The sequence below is a fragment of the Paenibacillus luteus genome (genome assembly GCF_006542765.1).
GTDB classification, from domain to species: domain Bacteria; phylum Bacillota; class Bacilli; order Paenibacillales; family Paenibacillaceae; genus Pristimantibacillus; species Pristimantibacillus luteus.
In genome coordinates, this window is sequence record NZ_SKCD01000008.1 from 69325 (window position 1) to 89358 (window position 20034).

The following is a 20034-nucleotide window of genomic DNA, read 5'->3' on the forward strand; positions in this document are numbered from 1 at the left end:
CGTGTGAGCTAATGCCGTTCGACCAGCAAAGGCTGCAGTTGTTTGCCCGCAAGGGCTGCTTCACATGCTTCCAAAACCAAATCCATTCTGGCAACGAGCGAGTTAGGCTTCTGCACCGGGTTATCTTGGCCAAACGGAACGAAATAAATATGTTTAGCCACCAATAGCTTCGCTATGTTAGCAGCATTCAAACCGAGTCCATCATTAGTTGAAATGGCAAGCACCAGCGGCCGACCATTACGCATTTGCGCTTTCGCAGCCATTAGAACGGCGCTATCGGTTATCGCATTGGCCAGTCTGCTTGTCGTATTGCCCGTACATGGCGCAATAACAAGTACATCAAGCAGCTTGGAAGGGCCTAGTGGCTCTGCTTGCACAATCGTCGAAATAAGCTCATTTCCCGTAATATCTTTCAACTGTGTCTGCCAGTCTTCCGACTTTCCGAAGCGGGTATCCGTCGTCATAAGCGTATTTGAGACGATCGGCACGACATTCGCACCTGCATCGACAAACCGCTTGATCTCAGGCATAACCTCAGCAAACGTACAGTGTGAGCCAGACAAAGCATAGCCCACTGTTATTCCAGACCAATTCATATCCCATTCCCCCGCTTAATCGTATCGTCCAAAATCAACTGAGTTAAACAATCCGCCATAATACGTCCAGCTGTTTTGGGTGCAACGATACCGGGAAGTCCGGGTGCAAGCATCGCTTTAATTCCACGCTTCTCCGCAAAGCGAAAATCCGTTCCGCCAGGCTTCGAAGCGAGGTCGATTATTACGGCCCGCGAAGGTAAATTTGCGATAATTTGTGCTGTGACTATCATAGTCGGAATTGTATTAAAAAGCAAGTCAATATTGCTTACATGCTGCAACAAACCACTGATGTAAAAAGGCTCAAAACCCATTTCAGAAGCCCTTGCAAACTGCTCCGATCGACGAACGCCAACCTTCACTTTTGACCCTAAGCCTTGCAGCGTTCGGGCCATAGTAAAGCCGGTCCTGCCGAATCCGAGTACCATGGAGGAGGAACCATGAATGGTAATATCCGTGTTCTGAATCGCCATCATCAATGCGCCTTCCGCAGTCGGAATGGAATTGTATATTGCAACATCATCACGGTCAAATAGCTCAACTATTGATAGACTGTGCTGCTCGCATAGCTGTCGTAAATAAGGTTTCGCCATCCCAGTATAAACGGTGCAATGCTTTGGCAGTTTTGCAAAATGGCTTTCCGTCAGTTGCATCTGACGGTCGCTGAATACCGCGTGGATCAGACCTTGGTCATCCGTTCCCACTGCGGGAAGTAGAAGTGCATCGACGTTCTCAAACAGCTGCTCTTCGAATTCAGCCTGCACAGCACCATCCAGCGATGAATGCAAGCCATCAAATCCGGAGACGGTTACGGCTGCATCCAACTCCGTCAGCTTGCGTATGACCTCTAGCTGCCTTGCATCCCCGCCAAGCAGGAGCACATGGACGCCTGTTAGCATAAAGCTTCACTCCTTTCTTGCTGCTAGCTCTAGATCATCTTATGCTTGCGCCCAGAGCGGGGTGAAAAAGAAAAAAAGATCGGGCAGTTGACCCGATCTTTGTTCTCATTCTCTATTCTGTTTTAAACGCCTGTATGACCAAACCCACCAGCGCCTCGTACGGTTTCCGGCAGCTCATCCGCTTCTGTGATCTTAACGGACGGCACCAGTTGGAAAACCATTTGAGCAATCCGCTCTCCGCGCGTAATAGTAAACGGCTGCTGACCCAAATTGACAAGGAGCACCTTTACCTCCCCGCGGTAATCCGCATCAATGGTTCCAGGTGAATTCAAGCATGTAATGCCATGCTTATAGGCTAATCCGCTTCGTGGGCGGATTTGGGCTTCAAGCTCGCCTGGCATGGCCATAGCAAAGCCAGTCGGAATCAACTTGCGTTCGCCCGGAGCGAGCACAACTTCGTCTCCTACCGCCGCTTGCAAATCAAAGCCAGCTGCCCATTCAGACATTTTTTGTGGTATGGCAATATCCTCATTGCCTTCCAATCGTTTAAACAATACCTGATACAAATTGATTCCTCCCCAATTGCGCTGCTGCTTTATCATTCGAGCCAACCATCGCTACGGAAAAAGGAACCGACAGCATGCGTTTCGTTACTTCAACGACATCCGACATCTGAACCGAATCGATGCGTTTCAATAGTTCATCCAACGTGTAATGATAACCGAGCATTAGTTCATTCTTTCCTAAACGGTTCATTCGGCTGCTTGTGCTCTCAAGGCTGAGAATTAAGCTGCCTTTGAGCTGCTCCTTGCCGCGGTGCAATTCATCCTCACCCAGCCCCTTAACGGAAAGCTCATTGATTTGCTCCATTGTCAGATCCAGCACATCTTTCGTTTGCTTTGGAGCCGTTCCCGCGTAAAGGGTAAACAAGCCCGTATCGGCATAAGAAGTATGGTATGAATAAACCGAATAAGCAAGTCCACGCTTCTCTCTTATCTCTTGAAATAGTCTAGAGCTCATCCCACCGCCTAATGCGTTGTTCAACAAAATCATGGCGTATAAATGGGAATCTGTTATCGAGCAGCCCGGAAAGGAGACGCATAAATGGTTTTGCTCCGTCTTCTTTTTGTAAAAGAGATAATCTCCATGAAAGGTGGGTGCGCCTACAATTGAACTGGCCGGCTTGCTGTTGGAAAAGCCCCCAAAATATTTTTCCAACAAGGCGATAAGCGCTTGTTCTTCTACGTTCCCTGCTACGCTGATTACTGTATTCTCAAGTGTATATGTATCGTTCATATAACCCCGAAGCGTTTCAGAAGTCATAGCCGTCAAGCGTTCCTCTAGCCCCAAAATGGAATAAGCAAGCGGATGATCTCCGTATGCAGCGCGCGAAGCTTCATCATGGACCTTGTCATCAGGCGTATCCTCGTACATGGAAATTTCCTCTAGGATCACATTTTTTTCCTTTGCGAGCTCTTCCGCGTCAAGCTGTGAATTGAAAAACATATCGGAGAGCGCATCTACCGCTAGTGGCAGATGCTCATCCAGCACCTTTGCAAAATAACAGGTGTATTCTTTCGAAGTAAATGCGTTAACATTACCGCCTATCCCGTCAAATAGATCAGCGATATCCTTCGACGTTCGCTTCTCTGTTCCTTTGAAGAGCATATGTTCAATAAAATGCGAAATCCCGTTGTTTTCCGGCGTTTCATAGCGTGAGCCGGTCTTGACCCATATTCCGAAGGATACGGATCTAACTGTAGGAATATATTCCACAACCACGCGCAAACCATTGCTAAGGGTATATTTGTTCATAAGTAGTCCTCCTCATGTTTTGTCCGGCAAAGCCGCTCTCCTTATCTTGCTGTTCTAGCTCCATCGTACAAAACTGAAATCATATGCTTGTGAATATATACATGAATGGTATTACTATAGCAGAATCAGTCAGTACCCTCAACAGCAGCAGGAATCCGCTTTGAAGATAGCGTCTCACTCACCGTACCGATGGCATAACCTTTCGCTTTGGCAGCAGCAATCATGCCCGGAAGCGCATCTCTCGATGATGCAGTGGGATGCATTAATATTAAAGATCCAGGCTCCAGTTTGGCCGCAATTTTCCGAACGATCGAATCTGCTGGAGGTTTTCTCCAATCTACCGTATCAATTGTCCACAACACCGTTTGCAAACCGCTCTGAGCAGCAATTTGCACGGTAGCGGAATTAAAATCACCTGAAGGAGGTGCAAACCATCGATTCGTAACATTTAATGTAGATTTTAGCAAAGCCTCTGTTTTAGCTATTTGATTGTATTGGTCTTGTCTGCTTAAAGCGCTCATATCCGGATGGGAATATGCATGATTAGACATTTCATGGCCCTCGGCCTGGATCTGCTTAGCTATCTCCGCATTTTTCTTCAACCAGCTGCCGTCAAGAAAAAAAGTCGCTTTTACATTTTCTTGCTTTAGTGATTTTAAAATAGAATCTATGTATTCATTTCCCCAAGCCACATTAATCATAAAAGAAATCATTTTTTTATTGGCATTGCCTCTATAAATCGGATAAGCCCCCAGATCATTTAACTTAACTTTGGGTTCCACCTCTTTGAAAACATACGGTATCGTCGATTGGGATGGTTCTTTGAGTGCAGCCTCCAATGTCTTTGGTATGTCCACTTCCAATCCGTTATAACCGGGAATGGCTTTCCAAACCCGGTCGATCCGTGCATCCTCAGGAGCGATTCTGCGTTGATCCGCTTCGGCTGAAATGATCGACATCAATCTTTGACGCTCCTCATCTTCAGACGTCAACTGCATGGTTGATACCGCTACTGAAGGAGTATTCTTCAAGGAACTAAGATAACCCGATACATCATCGTTTATTCTTATAAACACGATTAACATGAGCATGCTTGCAGCAATCGTGGCAGCTTTTCTCACCGACATCTCTCACACTCCCATAAACGGCCTCACATGCTTCTAAAGCTTGACCCTAACGAAGCATATTAATCCATGTTTATGAAATGATGGACGAGATTATGCAGCCGACAGCCTCCGTATTTATTCCACCCTAGAAACAAAACAAAAAGAGACAGATCGAATCTGACTCTTTTTATGGTCTCGCTTTTATATTCGCTGCAGTCCTTGCAATTATTGCGAGGATACTTCAGGTGTCATAAGTACTTTTGCAGACAAGTTGATACGGCCTTGTTGATCAATTTCGGTAACTTTCACCTTGATTTGATCGCCAATATTAACGACGTCTTCGGTTTTCGCTACACGCTCAGTGGACAACTGCGAAATGTGGACCAAACCATCTTTGTTTGGCAGGATTTCTACAAATGCACCGAACTTCTCTACACGTTTAACCGTACCTAGGTAAATTTCACCTACGACAACTTCCTTGACGATACCTTCGATAATCGATTTTGCTTTTTGGTTCATCTCTTCATTAGAAGAAGCGATAAATACCATTCCGTCTTGCTCGATATCGATTTTAACGCCGGTTTCTTCAATGATTTTGTTAATGATTTTTCCGCCTGCGCCGATAACATCACGGATTTTGTCCGGATTAATGCGAAGCGTCAAAATTTTAGGCGCATATTTGGATAGGCTTGTCCGAGTCGTCGGCAGGCTCTCCAACATTTTGCCAAGGATAAAGATCCGGCCTTGACGGGCTTGTTCCAATGATTGCTCCAAGATAGCACGGTTAATGCCGGCAATTTTGATATCCATTTGGATAGCTGTAACGCCCTCAGCCGTACCTGCAACCTTAAAGTCCATATCGCCAAGATGATCCTCCATGCCTTGAATATCTGAGAGAATTGCAAAATGATCGCCATCTTTAATCAGACCCATTGCGATCCCAGCTACCGGTGCTTTAATCGGTACCCCTGCATCCATCATCGCAAGTGTGCTTGCGCAAATACTTGCTTGGGATGACGAGCCGTTTGATTCAAGCACTTCAGAAACTAGACGAATCGTGTATGGAAACTCTGCTTCGGACGGAATAACTTTGGAAAGCGCACGCTCTCCTAGAGCACCGTGCCCAATTTCTCGGCGGCCTGGCGGACGGAGAGGACGAGCCTCGCCTACGCTGAACGGCGGGAAGTTGTAGTGATGCATGAAACGTTTGGTCTCTTCCGGCGAGATGCCGTCCAAGATCTGCACGTCACCCATTGCCCCTAGTGTACAAATGCTTAGTGCCTGCGTTTGTCCACGCGTGAACAATCCTGTTCCGTGCGTACGTGGCAAGATAGCAACATCACAGTCGATTGGACGAATTTCATCAAGTGAACGGCCATCAGGACGAACCTTGTCATGAGAGATAAGTCGACGAACTTCTTCCTTAACGATATCATAAAGCACTTCCTTAACATCAGAAAGCAGCTCAGGTGTATCGATATATTGCTCTTCGAAATGGGCAACCGCAGCGCTGTTAACAGCGTCAATTGCTTCTTGGCGAGCATGCTTTTCTTCGACCTTAATCGCTTCAACCAAACCAGCTGAAGCATAAGCGCGAACATCAGCATTAACTTGCTCATTTACGGTATGTAGCTTAACTTCCATTTTCGGCTTGCCAGCAACCGCTTGAAGCTCCTCGATCTTTGCAACGATTTTTTTAATTTCGTCATGACCGAACATGATTGCTTCGAGCATCACTGCCTCAGTAACCTCATTCGCTTCGGCTTCTACCATCATAATCGCATCTTTAGTTCCTGCAACGACTACAAAAATGTCCGTCTCTTGGCTTTGCTCAACAGTTGGGTTAATCACGAATTGACCGTTCACACGCCCAACGTTAACCCCGCCAATTGGACCATCAAAAGGAACATCCGAAATTGACAATGCAGCAGAAGTACCGATCATAGCCGCGATTTCCGGTGAACAGTCCTGATCAACGCTCATGACGATATTCATGACTTGTACATCATTCCGGAATCCTTCAGGGAATAACGGACGAATAGGCCGATCCGTAAGACGGCTGGATAAAATCGCCTTCTCGCTTGGACGGCCTTCACGTTTAATAAATCCACCAGGAATTTTGCCGACAGCATACAAACGCTCTTCGTAGTTAACCGTCAGTGGAAAGAAATCCAAATCCTTCGGGCCTGCGGATGCTGTTACCGTACACAATACGACTGTATCGCCATATTGCACAGTTACTGCAGCATTGGCTTGCTTGGCCAATCGGCCTGTTTCGATGGATAGCGGTCTTCCGCCTAGCTCCATCTCAATTCGTTGTACCATTATATCCCTCCTATAGGTTTTAGTTTTAGTATATTCAACTGCAAATGGCAGTTTTTTCCCAGTGTTTTCCTATTACAAAAAGCAACCCGAATCCGCTTATCCGTTATTCCCGGACGGCTGGACAACCAGGTTGCTTTTCATTACGCATGTTTTAGCGGCGTAGGCCGAGTTTTTCGATCAATGCGCTGTAACGTCTAACATCATTGTTTTTAAGGTATGCAAGCAGCTTACGGCGCTGACCTACCATCTTGAGCAAACCACGACGGGAATGATGATCTTTCTTGTGCTCCCGCAAATGTTGAGTCAAGTTAACGATGTTTTCAGTCAGGATAGCCACTTGAACTTCCGGAGAACCGGTATCCGTTGCATGTGTCTTATGCGTCTCAATCAGTTCGTTTTTACGTACTTGTGTAATTGCCATCCCAATTCACCTCCTTCTTGATAATCGCCATTAGCCTCGCTGCCGTCGGTGAGATCGGACACCCAAGCTAAGGTTAAGTATAGGGTAGTCCATACCATAAAGTATGTCTACTCACAACGTTGTATAGTATAACATATAAAGCGAGCACTTGTCGAGGCGTATAACCCGTACCCTACAAAAAAGCATTTTGCTAAGTAAGCAAATTACTTCTCTTCGCCGAGATAGCCTAATATTTCTTTGGCACGCCCTGAATCCGTTTGAATTTGTTGAACAAGCTCATCTATTGAATTGAACTTCTTCTCCGCCCGAATAAACGAGATGAGCTGAAGTCGCATTTGTTCTCCGTAGATATCGCCATGGAAGTCGAACAAATGAGCTTCCATTACTGGCAACAAGTCGTCTTTGTTGAACGTCGGCTTCAAACCATAATTCAACACACCAGGATAAGCTTTATCTCCAATCCATGCAATCATCGCATACACACCTATTCTTGGCGCAATATACGGAGCGTTAAATTGTAGGTTGGCAGTAGGAAAACCAATGGTCCTACCACGCTTGTCCCCATGTATAACGATCCCTTTCACTTCATATGGCCGTCCAAGGAGACGCTCTGCCAGTTCAAGATCCCCGACTTCTAGTGCTTCTCGGATATAGGTGCTGCTTACTTTTTTGCCATCTTCGTATAATGGCTCAATCACATGGACAGCGATATCCGGCTGACCGAGCCGCTGAAGTGCTTCTGCATTGCCAGAACCTCTATGACCGAAATTAAAATCGAAGCCGACAACTACCTGTTTGGCACGCAATATCCGAAGAACTTCATCGACAAATCGCTCTGGAGAAACCGAAGCAAACTCTTGATCGAATCTCATAATAAATACAAGATCAACGCCAAGCTCCGCGAATAATGCAGTTTTGACTTCAAGCGGCGTAAGGCAACGGTAGTATTGGTCTCCTTGACCAAGCACTTCCTTCGGATGAGGATCAAAGGTCAAGACCGCTGATAGCATTTCGGCTTCTTTCGCTTGCGCAACGGCTTGGCGAATGACGTTTTGATGGCCGCGATGAACTCCGTCAAAATGACCGATAGCTATGGAAAGCGGCTTGTCCAGCGATAACGTAGACAAACCGTTTAAAGGAAAACTTAATGGTATAATTTCCAACGCTGAAACACCTGCATTTCCTGTTAACTTCTGTATCAATGAGAATTAAGCCGAGAATACTTTAACCGGTCTTAGAACAGTTGCTTTCAAATCGATTTGAAAAATGCCAAGAAATAAGCTTTTATCGTTATATAGACGGATGAGCTGCCCATCTTCCATGGCTGAGGATTCAAGTCCAACCTGGACTAAACCAAGCTTCTGACCAAGGAGTGCCAATCTTCCAAATGATTCCGCAATGACAATACTAGGCAAATGAGTAATCGCTTCATCCGCGGCCAGCAGATGTTCGCTTAATTCACCTGCTTGTTGCAATTGTTCAATTTGTTCCAAAGTTAAGCAGCTTTCCTTTGTAATGCCACCTGACATCGTTCTTGTCAAATGGGCCATTGTCGCAGGAACGCCAAGCGCTTTGCCAATGTCTACACACAGTGTACGGATATATGTACCTTTTGAACAAACCGCTGAAAACGTTATTTTAGGTTGTTCAAGCTCAAGCTGTACATCAATGAGATCAATGCGATGAATCGTCACTTTTCTCGATTTCCGCTCAACCGTTTTGCCTTCCCTTGCAAGCTCGTACAGCCTCTTGCCATCGATTTTGACCGCAGAGTACATCGGAGGTACTTGATCTATCTCGCCAACAAAGCCTAGCAGCGCTTGACGAATGTCGTCTTCTGTAACTGCTACGTGCGATTGCCGCTCGATTACTGTACCTGTAATGTCTTCTGTATCCGTAGCAATGCCAAGCTGCAATACAGCTTCATAGGATTTTGGCCGCTCCTGAACATATTCAACAACCCTCGTTGCACGTCCCAAACATAATGGAAGTACTCCGGTTACCATCGGATCAAGCGTACCAGCATGACCAATACGTTTCATCTTCAGAATCCGGCGAACCTTTGCAACTACATCATGGGAAGTCCAGCCCTCGGGCTTCCAAACCGCCAAGATGCCGTCCATTGATTAAACCAACGCCTTTCTAACTGCTTCCACAAGCTCTGAAACGGAATCTGCCCGCGAACCTTCAAGCCGACAACCTGCCGCTCTCACGTGACCGCCGCCGCCGAAAAGTTGCGCAATTGCGGCTACGTTCGCCTTACCGGCAGAACGCAAGCTTGCTTTGACAGAACCATCCTCAGCTTCTTTAAATAAAATGCCGACCTCCACACCATCAACATTCAGAGCATAATTTACGATGCCTTCAAGGTCTTCGGGTACAGCACCTGTATTACGAAGATCATCCTTGCCAATAAATACCCAGCCAATCTCCAAATTATCCGTAAACGTCAATCTATTTAAAGCAATTTGGAGCAGCTTGAGCTTTGCCATCGTCATTTTCTCCAATAGATGATCAGCAAGATCATTTCCAGATACGCCTAGCGCTAGAAGCTGCGAAGCAATATCCATCACACGAGGACTTGTATTGGAGTAACGAAAGCCTCCTGTGTCGGTTAGCAGACCGGTATAAATAGCTGTTGCGCAGTTAAGATCCAATACAATGTTAGTCCTCTCAATGAGGTCAAACAATATTTCAACCGTTGCTGCCGCTTCCGCCCGAATGACGTTTACAGAGCCAAAGCCATTATTTGTTGGATGGTGATCAATATTAAGCAGCTTTGCACCAGGTGCAAAGCTGCTAGCTACCTCACCAATTCTTTTGAAATCGGCGCAATCAACGGCAATAATCGCATCGAACTGCTGCGGTGGAGCTGCTTTTTTGTAATTTAATATGGAATCGAACTGATCAAGAAAGCTTAGCCTGGAAGGCAATTCGCCTTCATTGATCAGAACAGCTGATTTACCGAGCTTTTGAAGCAGCCAGCCCACGACGACCGTTGAACTTATGGCGTCGCCATCAGGCTGGACATGCGATACGACTAGAAAATGATCAGCATTCCTCATAAATTCCAGTGCAAGATCAAGCTGCTTCAAGTAACTGCTCTGAGCCATCATCGAGCTGCGTTCCCGTTATTGATATTCTCAAGCAATGCTTCGATGCGGCTTCCATATTCAATGCTGCTGTCGAACTTAAACAGCAATACTGGCGTATGGCGAAGGCGCATCCGTTTGCCTAGCTCTGTACGGATAAAACCTGTGCCGCTGGCAAGTGCTTTCAATGTTGCTTCCTTCTGCTCTTCGCTGCCAAGTACGCTCAAATACACTTTGGCTTGCGATAAATCACTAGAGGTTTCAACACCTGTGACAGTGATGAATCCGATTCTAGGATCCTTAAGCTCAGTCTGAATGATTTGGCTTAGCTCTTTCTTAATCTGCTCGCCAACCCGTCCTACCCGGATTTTTGCCATGCTATAATCACCTCTCTACTGTTTCCATGACAAATGCTTCGATTGTATCTCCTTCACGGACATCATTGAAGCGATCAAGCGTTATGCCGCACTCATAGCCTTGTGCAACTTCTTTCACATCGTCTTTGAAACGTTTAAGGGATTCAATCTTGCCTGTAAAGACAACAATGCCACCACGAATCAAACGTGCTTCAGCGTTACGAATAATTTTACCAGAAGTGATCATACAACCTGCAATAGCGCCAACTTTCGTTACTTTAAATACATTACGAACCTCAGCATGGCCAATGACAACCTCTTTGTAGATCGGATCAAGCATCCCTTTCATCGCTTGCTCAATTTCATCGATAACGTTGTAGATGACACGGTGCATCCGAACGTCAACTTTCTCTTGTGCAATCGTCGCTTCTGCCTGTGGATCTGGACGAACGTTAAATCCGATTACGATCGCATTGGAAGCCGAGGCCAAGATAATATCGGATTCTGTAATCGCGCCTACACCGCTGTGGATGATTTTAACGCGTACACCTTCGATATCGATTTTTGCGAGCGAGCCTTTAAGTGCCTCTGACGAGCCTTGAACGTCGGATTTAATAATAACGTTCAGATCTTTAATTTCACCATCTTTGATATGGTTATACAGATCGTCGAGCGTTACGCGCGTATTGGCACCCATATCCGACTGACGCTGTTTAATAGAACGGCGATCAGCGATATCACGAGCTTTACGCTCATCCTCAAATACCATGAACGGATCTCCAGCTTGCGGCACTTCTGTAAGACCAGTAATTTCTACAGGTGTGGAAGGTCCCACTTCTTTTAAACGACGGCCTTTATCATTCACCATCGCACGAATACGTCCGAAGCAATTGCCGGCTACAAATGCATCGCCGATTTTCAAAGTACCATGTTGAACTAGAATACGTGCAACTGGACCTTTACCTTTATCGAGCTCAGCTTCAATAACGGTAGCGCGAGCACGCTTGTTCGGGTTCGCTTTATAATCATTGACTTCTGCGACGAGCAGAATCATTTCTAGAAGGCCTTCAAGACCAATTCTTTGTTTCGCAGACACCTCGACGAAAATCGTATCGCCGCCCCACTCTTCCGGAACAAGCTCATACTCAGTCATTTCTTGCTTGATTTTTTCGGTGTTTGCTTCTGGCTTATCGATTTTGTTAACAGCAACGATAATCGGTACGCCTGCAGCCTTGGCATGGTTAATCGCCTCAATCGTTTGTGGCATGATACCGTCATCTGCTGCAACAACGATAATTGTAATATCCGTTACTTGAGCACCACGGGCCCGCATAAGCGTAAACGCTTCGTGACCTGGCGTATCGAGGAACGTGATCTTCTTATGGTTAATTTCAACTTGGTATGCGCCGATATGCTGCGTAATCCCGCCTGCTTCTCCACCTGTAACATTCGTTTTGCGAATGGCATCAAGGAGCGTTGTTTTACCATGGTCAACGTGTCCCATGATCGTAACAACTGGAGGACGTGATACCAAATCTGCATCTTCGTCACTTTCTTCAACCGTTTCGAAGGAATCTTCCTCAACCGGAATTTTCACTTCTACTTCTACGCCATAATCGGTAGCGATCAAGTGAATAGCATCCATGTCGATTTCTTGGTTAATGGTAGCCATAACGCCCAAGAAGATCAGCTTTTTGATAACTTCCGATGCATCCTTGTGAAGCAATTTAGCCAATTCTCCAACGGTCATCGTACCGCGAACAATGATTTTTTTAGGTGTATTATCAATTTTTTCACGTGGAGGCTGCTGCTGTTGGTACTTACCGCCGCGGCCCTTTTGTCCACCGCGATTATTGTTGCCTCTGTAACCGCCTGGTTTTCCGTCTTCAAAACGTTTTTGACCAGGTCTAGCATTTTTATTGTCATTGCCGCGAGCTTGGCCCTGTGCCGGTTTAGAATCAAAACGGCTTTGACCTGACGATGCCGGACGGCTGGTTGCATCTTGACGCGGCGCGCTTGGACGGCTCGCTGTATTGCCTTGACCACCTTGTGAAGGACGGCTTTGGCCTGATGATGCTGGACGGTTTTGGCCGCCTTGGCCCGTGCTAGGACGGCTGCTTCCCGTGCTGGATTGCCCAGTACGATTGCCTTGACCGCCTTGTCCTTGACTTGGACGGCTCGAATTGGAGTTGCCTTGTGATGGACGGTTGTTGCTTGACGTTTGCGCCGGACGACTGGATTGCTGTCCTGCTGGTCTCTGTTCGGACTGCTGCTGGTTGGTTTGTGGTTTCGTATTAATAGAATTCATAGGCCCCTGTCTGTCTTGATTAGTATTTTTGTTTTCTTGCGCCGCCTGTGGCTTCCGTTCCTGCTGGGCTGGCTGCTGCGATTGCGGCCGGCTTGCGGCAGGTTGTGCGGAGGATACAGACACGCTTGTCGTTTCCTGTGCCCGCTTGGCTGCGGCATTGGCTTTAATATTACGAAAAAAGCCTTCGACCTTATTTACCATTTCATTTTCCATAACACTCATATGGTTATTGACCGGTAAATCAAGTCGTTTAAGAATCGTTATAATTTCTTTGCTGCTCATATTCAGTGACTTGGCATACTCGTAAACGCGCAGCTTATCTTTATTATCCTTGCTGTCTTGTTTATTGTCCAATATGATCCACCTCCGTATTATGGCTCAGATGACTCGCAATCATTTTTCCGAATTGCGCATCGGTTACCGCTAGTACAACCCGTTCTGGCTTACCAATCGCCTTTCCTAGTTGCTCACGGTCGAATGCTTCGGCGAGTTGTATTCCGTAGGTGCTGCATTTGTCACGAAATTTTTTCTTCGTATTTTCTGAAGCATCTCCTGCAATGATAACAAGATGCGCTTGTTTGTTTCTTACTGCCTTGAGGACGATTTCGTCCCCAGTAATCAGCTTGCCCGCACGCATTGCCATGCCAAGCTGTGATAAGCTCTTATTCTGTCTCATCGCTTATCAGCTCCTTGCCGGCGATAAATTGCTCCTCTACCGCTACAAAATCCTGTTCCAGCTGATCATAAATATGCTCTCCAACATGCTGCTTTAGCGCACGATCAAGCGCCTTGGATTTTTTGGCTAATTTGAAGCAGCTAACTTTACCGCACAAATACGCGCCGCGGCCCGCTTTTTTGCCTGTCAGGTCAATCTGCACCTCTTCGGCCGGTGTCCGCACAATCCGAATGAGTTCCTTCTTCGGCATCATCTCCTGACAAGCGACACATTTGCGAAGCGGTACTTTTCTCGGTCTCATTGTACACCCCTCCTCTGCCAGCTGAATTGACGCTTATCGGTCTAACAAAATCTAATCGATCGAAACAGAATCCTGGTGCATAACCGTCGTTAGTGATTTCGGACGGCCATACTCCTGCTCTGCCTGCGTTTCGCTTTTAATATCGATTTTCCAGCCTGTAAGTTTAGCAGCAAGCCTAGCGTTCTGACCTTTAATCCCTATCGCAAGCGACAATTGATAGTCAGGAACGATGACTCTAGCCATTTTTTCCTGTTCGAATACGATAACCTCTAGCACCTTTGAAGGGCTGAGTGCATTCGCAACATATTCGTCCACGCTTTCAGACCAACGAACGATATCGATTTTCTCGCCTTTAAGCTCGTTTACGATCGTCTGAACGCGCAAACCTTTTTGTCCTACACAAGAACCTACAGGATCAACCTCTGTATTGCGAGAGTGAACCGCGATTTTTGAACGGAAGCCAGCTTCGCGGGCAACCGAACGAATTTCTACAACGCCATCATAAATTTCAGGCACTTCCAGCTCGAACAAACGTTTGAGCAAACCTGGATGCGTCCGGGATAAAATGATTTGAGGACCCTTGGTTGTATTCTCAACCTTTGTAATATAAGACTTAACACGGTCCCCATGCTTGAATTTATCGGTTGGCATCAGCTCGGTCAAAGGTAAAACCGCTTCAACTTTTCCAAGGTCAACGAACAGGTTACGGACATCTTGGCGCTGAACGATGCCGTTAACGATATCTTCCTCTTTGTCAATAAAAGCATTATAAATCAAACCGCGCTCAGCCTCACGAATACGCTGAGTGACGACTTGTTTTGCTGTTTGGGCAGCAATACGGCCAAAGTCACGCGGCGTAACTTCAATATCCGCAATATCATCGAGCTGATAGTGAGGATTGATTTCACGCGATGCTTCTACCGTAATTTCAAGCCGAGGGTCTAGTACCTCGTCAACCACGGTTTTGCGCGCGTAAACTTTAATTACGCCAGTGTGGCGGTTAATATCAACGCGGACGTTTTGGGCCGTGTTGAAATTCCGTTTGTAACTGGAGATAAGTGCGGCCTCAATGGCTTCTAGGAGTACGTCTTTCGTAATCCCTTTATCTCTTTCTATTTCCTGTAACGCTTCAATAAAATCCATGCTCATTGGACTGCATTTCCCCCTCTCAATATAGAAAACGAATATTAGAACACGATAGCAAGCCTAGCGCCAGCTACCTTCACATAAGGAATCGCGTACTCTTTCTTGCCAGTACGAACAACCGCCGTTTCCCCGTCAAATGAAAGTAGCAGCCCCTCAAATTCTTTAGCGCCGCTAATCGGTTCATATGTCGTTATGTAAACGTGTTTGCCGATAGCTTTACGTACGTCTTCTTCTTTCTTCAAAGGCCTCTCGGCGCCTGGAGAAGATACCTCTAGAAAATAAACGTCAGTTACCGGATCATTCTTATCCAGCTGCTCGCTCATAAATTCGCTGATTCGGCCGCAATCATCAATATCAATGCCGCCATCCTTATCGACGAATATACGAAGGAAGTAATTGCTACCTTCTTTTACATAATCAATATCAACCAGTTCAAATCCATTGCTGCTAAGGTATGGTAGGACCATTTCCTCCACGTCAGCTTTGATTTTGGAATTACTCAAATTCAGTTGACCTCCTGTTTATACGCACTATGCCATTTTGCCAATTACAAAACGTAAAGAGTGGGTTTCCCCACTCTTCTGCATCAAAGTCTTTATCATCATCATTGCCAGAAAAATTATAACATAACCGCACTATAGTGACAAGAAATCTTTTCTAAATGGACTCCTGTCAGAACAGTGAAAGCTGGTTGGATTCAGGCAATCCACGGAAGCAGCCCATCCCAGTAAGCACCTCAATAATCGTCTTCGTGGCCTTGGATTTCATCTGGAAATCCTCGATGGAAAGGTATTCTCCACCATCTCTTGAGGCCGCAATATTCCGTGCCGCATTATCCCCGATTCCTGCAATCGCTGCAAACGGAGGAATGAGCGAATCCCCATCCACTAGAAACTTGGTAGCATCGGAACGATAGAGATCAATCGGCTTGAACGAGAAGCCGCGAGCAGTCATCTCCAATGACATTTCCAGCTGGGAAACCATATTTTTCTCTTTTGGTAGAGCATTAAAGCCCTTCGCTTCAATTTCAATTAGCTTGCGAAGTATCGCATCGTAACCCTGGCATAGCAGCTCCAAATCAAAATCATCAGCCCTTACCGTAAAATAAGTAGCGTAGTATTCGATCGGGTGATACAACTTAAAAAAAGCGGTTCGGACTGCAGAGATTACGTAGGCGGCAGCATGGGCTTTCGGGAACATGTACTCGATGCGCAGACAGGAATCGATATACCATTGAGGTACCTTGCAGCGCTTCATTTCTTCGATCCACTCCGGCGTCAACCCTTTACCTTTACGCACGCTCTCCGTAATCTTAAAGGCAAGACCCGCATCCATCCCGGCTTTGTAGATAAGGAACAGCATGATGTCATCGCGACATCCAATTACCGTCTTGATGTTGCATGTTCCCTTCTTGATCAGCTCCTGTGCATTGCCGAGCCAAACCCCCGTACCGTGAGACAAGCCGGAAATTTGCAGCAAATCCGCAAAGGAGGAAGGCTGCGTTTCCTGAAGCATCTGCCGTACGAACTTTGTCCCCATCTCCGGCACGCCGTAGGTGGCTACCGAAGAACGAATCCGTTCGCCGGGAATGTCCAGCGCCGCAGTGGAATTGAACATGCTCATTACTTTCGGATCATTCATAGGAATGCTCGTTGGATCAATGCCTGTCAAATCCTGCAGCATTCGCATCATAGTCGGATCATCATGACCTAGTATATCAAGCTTAAGCAAGTTTTCGTCAAAGGCATGGTAATCGAAATGCGTTGTTTTCCACTCTGCATTTACATCATCCGCGGGATACTGAACCGGAGTAATATCCTCAACCTCGATATAATCGGGAACAACGACAATACCCCCTGGATGCTGTCCTGTACTGCGTTTGACGCCAGTACAACCACTAGCAAGCCTAGCTAGCTCCGCTCCCCGCCATTTCTTGTTATGCTCTTCTTCATACTTCTTTGTGAAGCCATATGCTGTCTTCTCGGCAACCGTACCGATTGTTCCTGCCCGGAATACCGCTTTGTCACCAAACATTATTTTCGTAAAGTTATGGGCAACCGGTTGATAATCACCCGAGAAGTTAAGATCGATATCCGGTACCTTATCCCCTTTGAAGCCTAGGAAAGTTTCGAATGGAATATCCTGTCCCTCGCCTTTCATCGGCTTCTCACAATTAGGGCAAAGCTTATCTGGAAGGTCAAAGCCGCTCGGTATGCTTCCGTCAAGAAACCATTCGCTGTGGCGGCAATCCGAATTTTTGCATAAATAATGGGCTGGCAGCGGATTAACCTCGGATATGCCCAGAAAAGTAGCAACAACCGAAGAACCAACGGAACCCCTCGAGCCGACCAAATAACCGTCAGCATTCGATTTTTTAACTAATTTTTCAGAAATCAGATAGTTGGCGGAAAACTTAAACTTAATGATCGGAATAAGTTCTTTCTCCAGCCTATCTATAACCACCTGCGGCAAGTTTTCTCCATACATCGACTTCGCCGTGTCATAACAGGTATTGCGAATTTCATCATCCGCTCCTTCGATATCTGGAGCAAACAAACCTTTGGGGAACATGTCAAAAGGTTCAAACCGCTCTGCAAGTGCTACCGTATTGGTTATAACGACTTCACGGGCTTTCGCATCTCCCAGAAAAGCAAACTCCTCCAGCATTTCTTCCGTTGTCCGGAAATGAGCGTCGGGCTTGCGTATGCTTTTGAGAGGACTAAAGCCGGTAATCCCGTGAATCGTAATATCCCGGTACATTTTATCCCGCGGATTCAAATAATGTACATTGCCGGTCGCGATAACAGGCTTGCCCAGCTCGTCACCGATTTGGCAAATCCGGCGGTGGGCCTGCTCGATTTCGGCGCGGCTTCCGACAAGTCCCTTATCTACCAAATGCATATAAAAATCAATAGGCTGGATTTCGAGCGCATCATAGAACCGTCCAACTTCAAGAGCTTCCTCGTATGACTTGTTCAACACGGTTTCGAAAAACTCGCCTTTCTCACAGCCAGAAATGACAAGTAATCCTTCGCGATGTGCCACGAGCTTACTCTTTGGCATCGTCGCAACGCGTTTAAAATGTTCGGTATGAGATAGCGAGATCAGCTTGAACAGGTTTTTCTTGCCGACTGCATTTAAGGCATATACGTTGCTATGAAAAGGACGGGAATTGGACAAATCAATGCCAACATAATCGTTAAGCTGATGCAAATTCGTTATATTCCGTTCCGCAGCATCACCAATCAACCCATACAATACGCCTCCAAGGGCAAGCGAGTCATCTACTGCTCGGTGATGGTTTTCAAGACTGACCTTATATTTATCCGCTAATGTATTCAAACGGTGATTTTTGAGAGATGGGAAAATGAACCTAGCCAGCTCCAGCGTATCCAGAACAGGATTTTTGACCTCAGGCATGCCAAACGCTTTGCAATTAGCTTGAATAAATCCAATATCGAATCTGGCATTATGCGCAACAAGAACATCGTCTCCGATAAACTCGATAAACTCACGCAGCTTAGGTTCTAATTCAGGCTGCCCTTTCACCATATCATCATTGATATTCGTCAACTGCTGGATATGATATGGGATTTTCTCATGCGGATCGATGAGCGTTGAGAAACGGTCGATCTCTTTGCCGTCGCGCATTTTAACGCCAGCCAGCTCTATAATTTTGTTGTTGATGACTGACAAACCAGTGGTCTCAATATCGAAGACGATATAGGTAGCGGCAGCTAGAGGCTCTGGCCGAGATTCGAGCACCATTGGTACCGCATCGTTAACCACGTTTGCTTCTACGCCAAACAAAACTTTGATACCATGCTTTTTCGCTGATTTGTTCGCATCTGGATAGCACTGAACATTGCTGTGATCGGATACCGCTATCGCTGGATGTCCCCATTTGGCAGCCGTCTTAATATAAGTGTCTACGGGAGTAACGGCATCCATCGCACTCATCGTCGTGTGCAAGTGGAACTCTACACGCTTCTCCTCCGCTTTGTCCATACGGTCAGGAGGCGACTTGACCTCATGCAGGTCATTTGGCATCATGACTAGCTCAGGCTCCTGCATGAAGCGGTCATATTCGATACGCCCGCGCGCTTTCACCCATTTGCCATTGGCAAGCTGGCTCAAAATTTTCACGTCGTCCTTCGTTTTCGCAAACATCTTCATCGCAATAGAATCAGAAAAGTCGGTAACGTTGAAGGTAAACAGCGTGCTTCCGTTACGCAGCTCCTTCATATCGAGACCAAATACGGCACCTTGTACCGTTATTTTCTTTTCTTCCTCCAGGATATTCATGAGTGGAACTGGTTCTTCCCGGATATCATAACCGACCGCCAGCCTGATCTCCCCTTCATCGACGAGATCCGATTCTGACTGAGAACTAGCCATAAGCTCTTGTACATATTCACGTTCTTCTTGCACAATGCGCAGCGCATACTCATCAAGAATTTCTTGGCGAGATTCGCTGACCATCATTTTCACCTTGCAAGTTCGCTCGAAATGAGTTTGATAGAAACGGATAATTTCCTCATCCAGACGTTTCTTGCGCGCAAGTTCCAGACCTGTATTGTCTAATAAGGATAATGTCAGCAAATCGCCTTCAACCGCTATGGTAGCTTTTTGCAGCCAACCGTTGACCGACGCAATCTCACGCTGCGCCCACTCCATAAACAAGCCCCAATATTGCGTTACGATGGACTCTGTCTCTACGACAGGATCATAAATAAACAAAAAGCTCACCGAAGCAATATGCTCGAATTTCAAACGTGCAGCTTGAAGTAGGCCATTATAGGCCTGTAAAGGCACCATGGACGTTTTGCGTATGCAAAACGTCCATTCCCGGTTGCTGTTGCTGACTATAACCTGATCAATATAACCATCCTGAAAATAAGTTTGTATAAGTTCCTGCGGCAGCGCTGCATGCTGTAATAGCATTTCAAAGCGCTGACGTTTTTCTGCGGTTTGGCTCATAAAACACACTCCTTAA

General features: G+C 46.3%; 17 protein-coding genes. All 17 read right to left on the bottom strand.

Translation table 11 applies throughout. The features are described 5' to 3' along the window. Nucleotides 1–8: 8 nt before the first annotated feature. Nucleotides 9–596: a dipicolinate synthase subunit B gene (locus tag E0496_RS05995; RefSeq protein WP_141500729.1), complete on the bottom strand. Its 588-nt coding sequence runs from the start codon at nt 594–596 to the stop codon at nt 9–11. Further along, on the bottom strand, nt 593–1492 hold the full coding sequence (gene dpsA, locus E0496_RS06000) for a dipicolinate synthase subunit DpsA (protein WP_141500730.1): 900 nt from the start codon (nt 1490–1492) through the stop codon (nt 593–595). The genes E0496_RS05995 and dpsA overlap by 4 nt, the downstream gene beginning before the upstream one ends. A gap of 122 nt (nt 1493–1614) precedes the next feature. Continuing rightward, a complete protein-coding gene (gene dut, locus E0496_RS06005; RefSeq protein ID WP_277755829.1) occupies nt 1615–2058 on the bottom strand; it encodes a dUTP diphosphatase in 444 nt (147 codons plus the stop codon). Next, entirely contained in the window at nt 2039–3307 is a 1269-nt protein-coding gene (locus tag E0496_RS06010; RefSeq protein ID WP_141500732.1) for a M16 family metallopeptidase, read from the bottom strand. Before E0496_RS06010 ends, dut begins: the two co-directional genes overlap by 20 nt. 125 nt (nt 3308–3432) lie before the next feature. Then, entirely contained in the window at nt 3433–4434 is a 1002-nt protein-coding gene (locus E0496_RS06015) for a polysaccharide deacetylase family protein (RefSeq protein ID WP_141500733.1), read from the bottom strand. 204 nt (nt 4435–4638) lie between these two features. Further along, a complete protein-coding gene (gene pnp, locus E0496_RS06020; RefSeq protein ID WP_141500734.1) occupies nt 4639–6738 on the bottom strand; it encodes a polyribonucleotide nucleotidyltransferase in 2100 nt (699 codons plus the stop codon). Between the two features lie 151 nt (nt 6739–6889). Then, nucleotides 6890–7159 carry a 30S ribosomal protein S15 gene (gene rpsO, locus E0496_RS06025; protein ID WP_053375765.1) on the bottom strand — a complete coding sequence of 90 codons (270 nt, stop codon included), beginning with the start codon at nt 7157–7159 and terminating at the stop codon, nt 6890–6892. A 203-nt stretch (nt 7160–7362) separates the two neighbouring features. Beyond that, nucleotides 7363–8322, bottom strand: coding sequence for a bifunctional riboflavin kinase/FAD synthetase (locus E0496_RS06030; RefSeq protein WP_141500735.1), 960 nt, complete (start codon nt 8320–8322; stop codon nt 7363–7365). Between the two features lie 45 nt (nt 8323–8367). Then, nucleotides 8368–9282, bottom strand: a complete 915-nt coding sequence (truB, locus tag E0496_RS06035; RefSeq protein ID WP_141500736.1) for a tRNA pseudouridine(55) synthase TruB — start codon at nt 9280–9282, stop codon at nt 8368–8370. A 3-nt stretch (nt 9283–9285) separates the two neighbouring features. Continuing rightward, nucleotides 9286–10275 (bottom strand): DHH family phosphoesterase, encoded by a 990-nt coding sequence (locus E0496_RS06040; RefSeq protein WP_141500737.1) that lies wholly within the window; start codon nt 10273–10275, stop codon nt 9286–9288. Continuing rightward, complete coding sequence (rbfA, locus tag E0496_RS06045; RefSeq protein WP_139998426.1) at nt 10272–10628, bottom strand: 30S ribosome-binding factor RbfA; 357 nt, start codon at nt 10626–10628, stop codon at nt 10272–10274. Before rbfA ends, E0496_RS06040 begins: the two co-directional genes overlap by 4 nt. A 7-nt stretch (nt 10629–10635) precedes the next feature. Continuing rightward, entirely contained in the window at nt 10636–13197 is a 2562-nt protein-coding gene (infB, locus tag E0496_RS06050) for a translation initiation factor IF-2 (protein WP_421923340.1), read from the bottom strand. 61 nt (nt 13198–13258) lie between these two features. After that, nucleotides 13259–13591: a L7Ae/L30e/S12e/Gadd45 family ribosomal protein gene (locus E0496_RS06055; RefSeq protein ID WP_139998422.1), complete on the bottom strand. Its 333-nt coding sequence runs from the start codon at nt 13589–13591 to the stop codon at nt 13259–13261. Then, nucleotides 13578–13892 (bottom strand): RNase P modulator RnpM, encoded by a 315-nt coding sequence (gene rnpM / locus E0496_RS06060; RefSeq protein WP_141500739.1) that lies wholly within the window; start codon nt 13890–13892, stop codon nt 13578–13580. The genes E0496_RS06055 and rnpM overlap by 14 nt, the downstream gene beginning before the upstream one ends. A gap of 51 nt (nt 13893–13943) precedes the next feature. After that, nucleotides 13944–15041, bottom strand: coding sequence for a transcription termination factor NusA (gene nusA, locus E0496_RS06065; protein WP_141500740.1), 1098 nt, complete (start codon nt 15039–15041; stop codon nt 13944–13946). A 38-nt stretch (nt 15042–15079) separates the two neighbouring features. Beyond that, complete coding sequence (gene rimP, locus E0496_RS06070) at nt 15080–15541, bottom strand: ribosome maturation factor RimP (protein WP_141500741.1); 462 nt, start codon at nt 15539–15541, stop codon at nt 15080–15082. 169 nt (nt 15542–15710) lie between these two features. Beyond that, nucleotides 15711–20018, bottom strand: a complete 4308-nt coding sequence (locus E0496_RS06075; RefSeq protein ID WP_141500742.1) for a PolC-type DNA polymerase III — start codon at nt 20016–20018, stop codon at nt 15711–15713. Nucleotides 20019–20034 lie beyond the last annotated feature (16 nt).

What these genes read in the sequence shown, in the direction of transcription:
- E0496_RS05995 (WP_141500729.1), bottom strand. Translation starts at nt 596, where the DNA reads ATGAATTGGTCTGGAATAACAGTGGGCTATGCTTTGTCTGGCTCACAC.
- dpsA (WP_141500730.1), bottom strand. Translation starts at nt 1,492, where the DNA reads ATGCTAACAGGCGTCCATGTGCTCCTGCTTGGCGGGGATGCAAGGCAG.
- E0496_RS06010 (WP_141500732.1), bottom strand. Translation starts at nt 3,307, where the DNA reads ATGAACAAATATACCCTTAGCAATGGTTTGCGCGTGGTTGTGGAATAT.
- E0496_RS06015 (WP_141500733.1), bottom strand. Translation starts at nt 4,434, where the DNA reads ATGTCGGTGAGAAAAGCTGCCACGATTGCTGCAAGCATGCTCATGTTA.
- pnp (WP_141500734.1), bottom strand. Translation starts at nt 6,738, where the DNA reads ATGGTACAACGAATTGAGATGGAGCTAGGCGGAAGACCGCTATCCATC.
- rpsO (WP_053375765.1), bottom strand. Translation starts at nt 7,159, where the DNA reads ATGGCAATTACACAAGTACGTAAAAACGAACTGATTGAGACGCATAAG.
- truB (WP_141500736.1), bottom strand. Translation starts at nt 9,282, where the DNA reads ATGGACGGCATCTTGGCGGTTTGGAAGCCCGAGGGCTGGACTTCCCAT.
- E0496_RS06040 (WP_141500737.1), bottom strand. Translation starts at nt 10,275, where the DNA reads ATGATGGCTCAGAGCAGTTACTTGAAGCAGCTTGATCTTGCACTGGAA.
- rbfA (WP_139998426.1), bottom strand. Translation starts at nt 10,628, where the DNA reads ATGGCAAAAATCCGGGTAGGACGGGTTGGCGAGCAGATTAAGAAAGAG.
- infB (WP_421923340.1), bottom strand. Translation starts at nt 13,197, where the DNA reads ATGAGCAGCAAAGAAATTATAACGATTCTTAAACGACTTGATTTACCG.
- E0496_RS06055 (WP_139998422.1), bottom strand. Translation starts at nt 13,591, where the DNA reads ATGAGACAGAATAAGAGCTTATCACAGCTTGGCATGGCAATGCGTGCG.
- rnpM (WP_141500739.1), bottom strand. Translation starts at nt 13,892, where the DNA reads ATGAGACCGAGAAAAGTACCGCTTCGCAAATGTGTCGCTTGTCAGGAG.
- nusA (WP_141500740.1), bottom strand. Translation starts at nt 15,041, where the DNA reads ATGAGCATGGATTTTATTGAAGCGTTACAGGAAATAGAAAGAGATAAA.
- E0496_RS06075 (WP_141500742.1), bottom strand. Translation starts at nt 20,018, where the DNA reads ATGAGCCAAACCGCAGAAAAACGTCAGCGCTTTGAAATGCTATTACAG.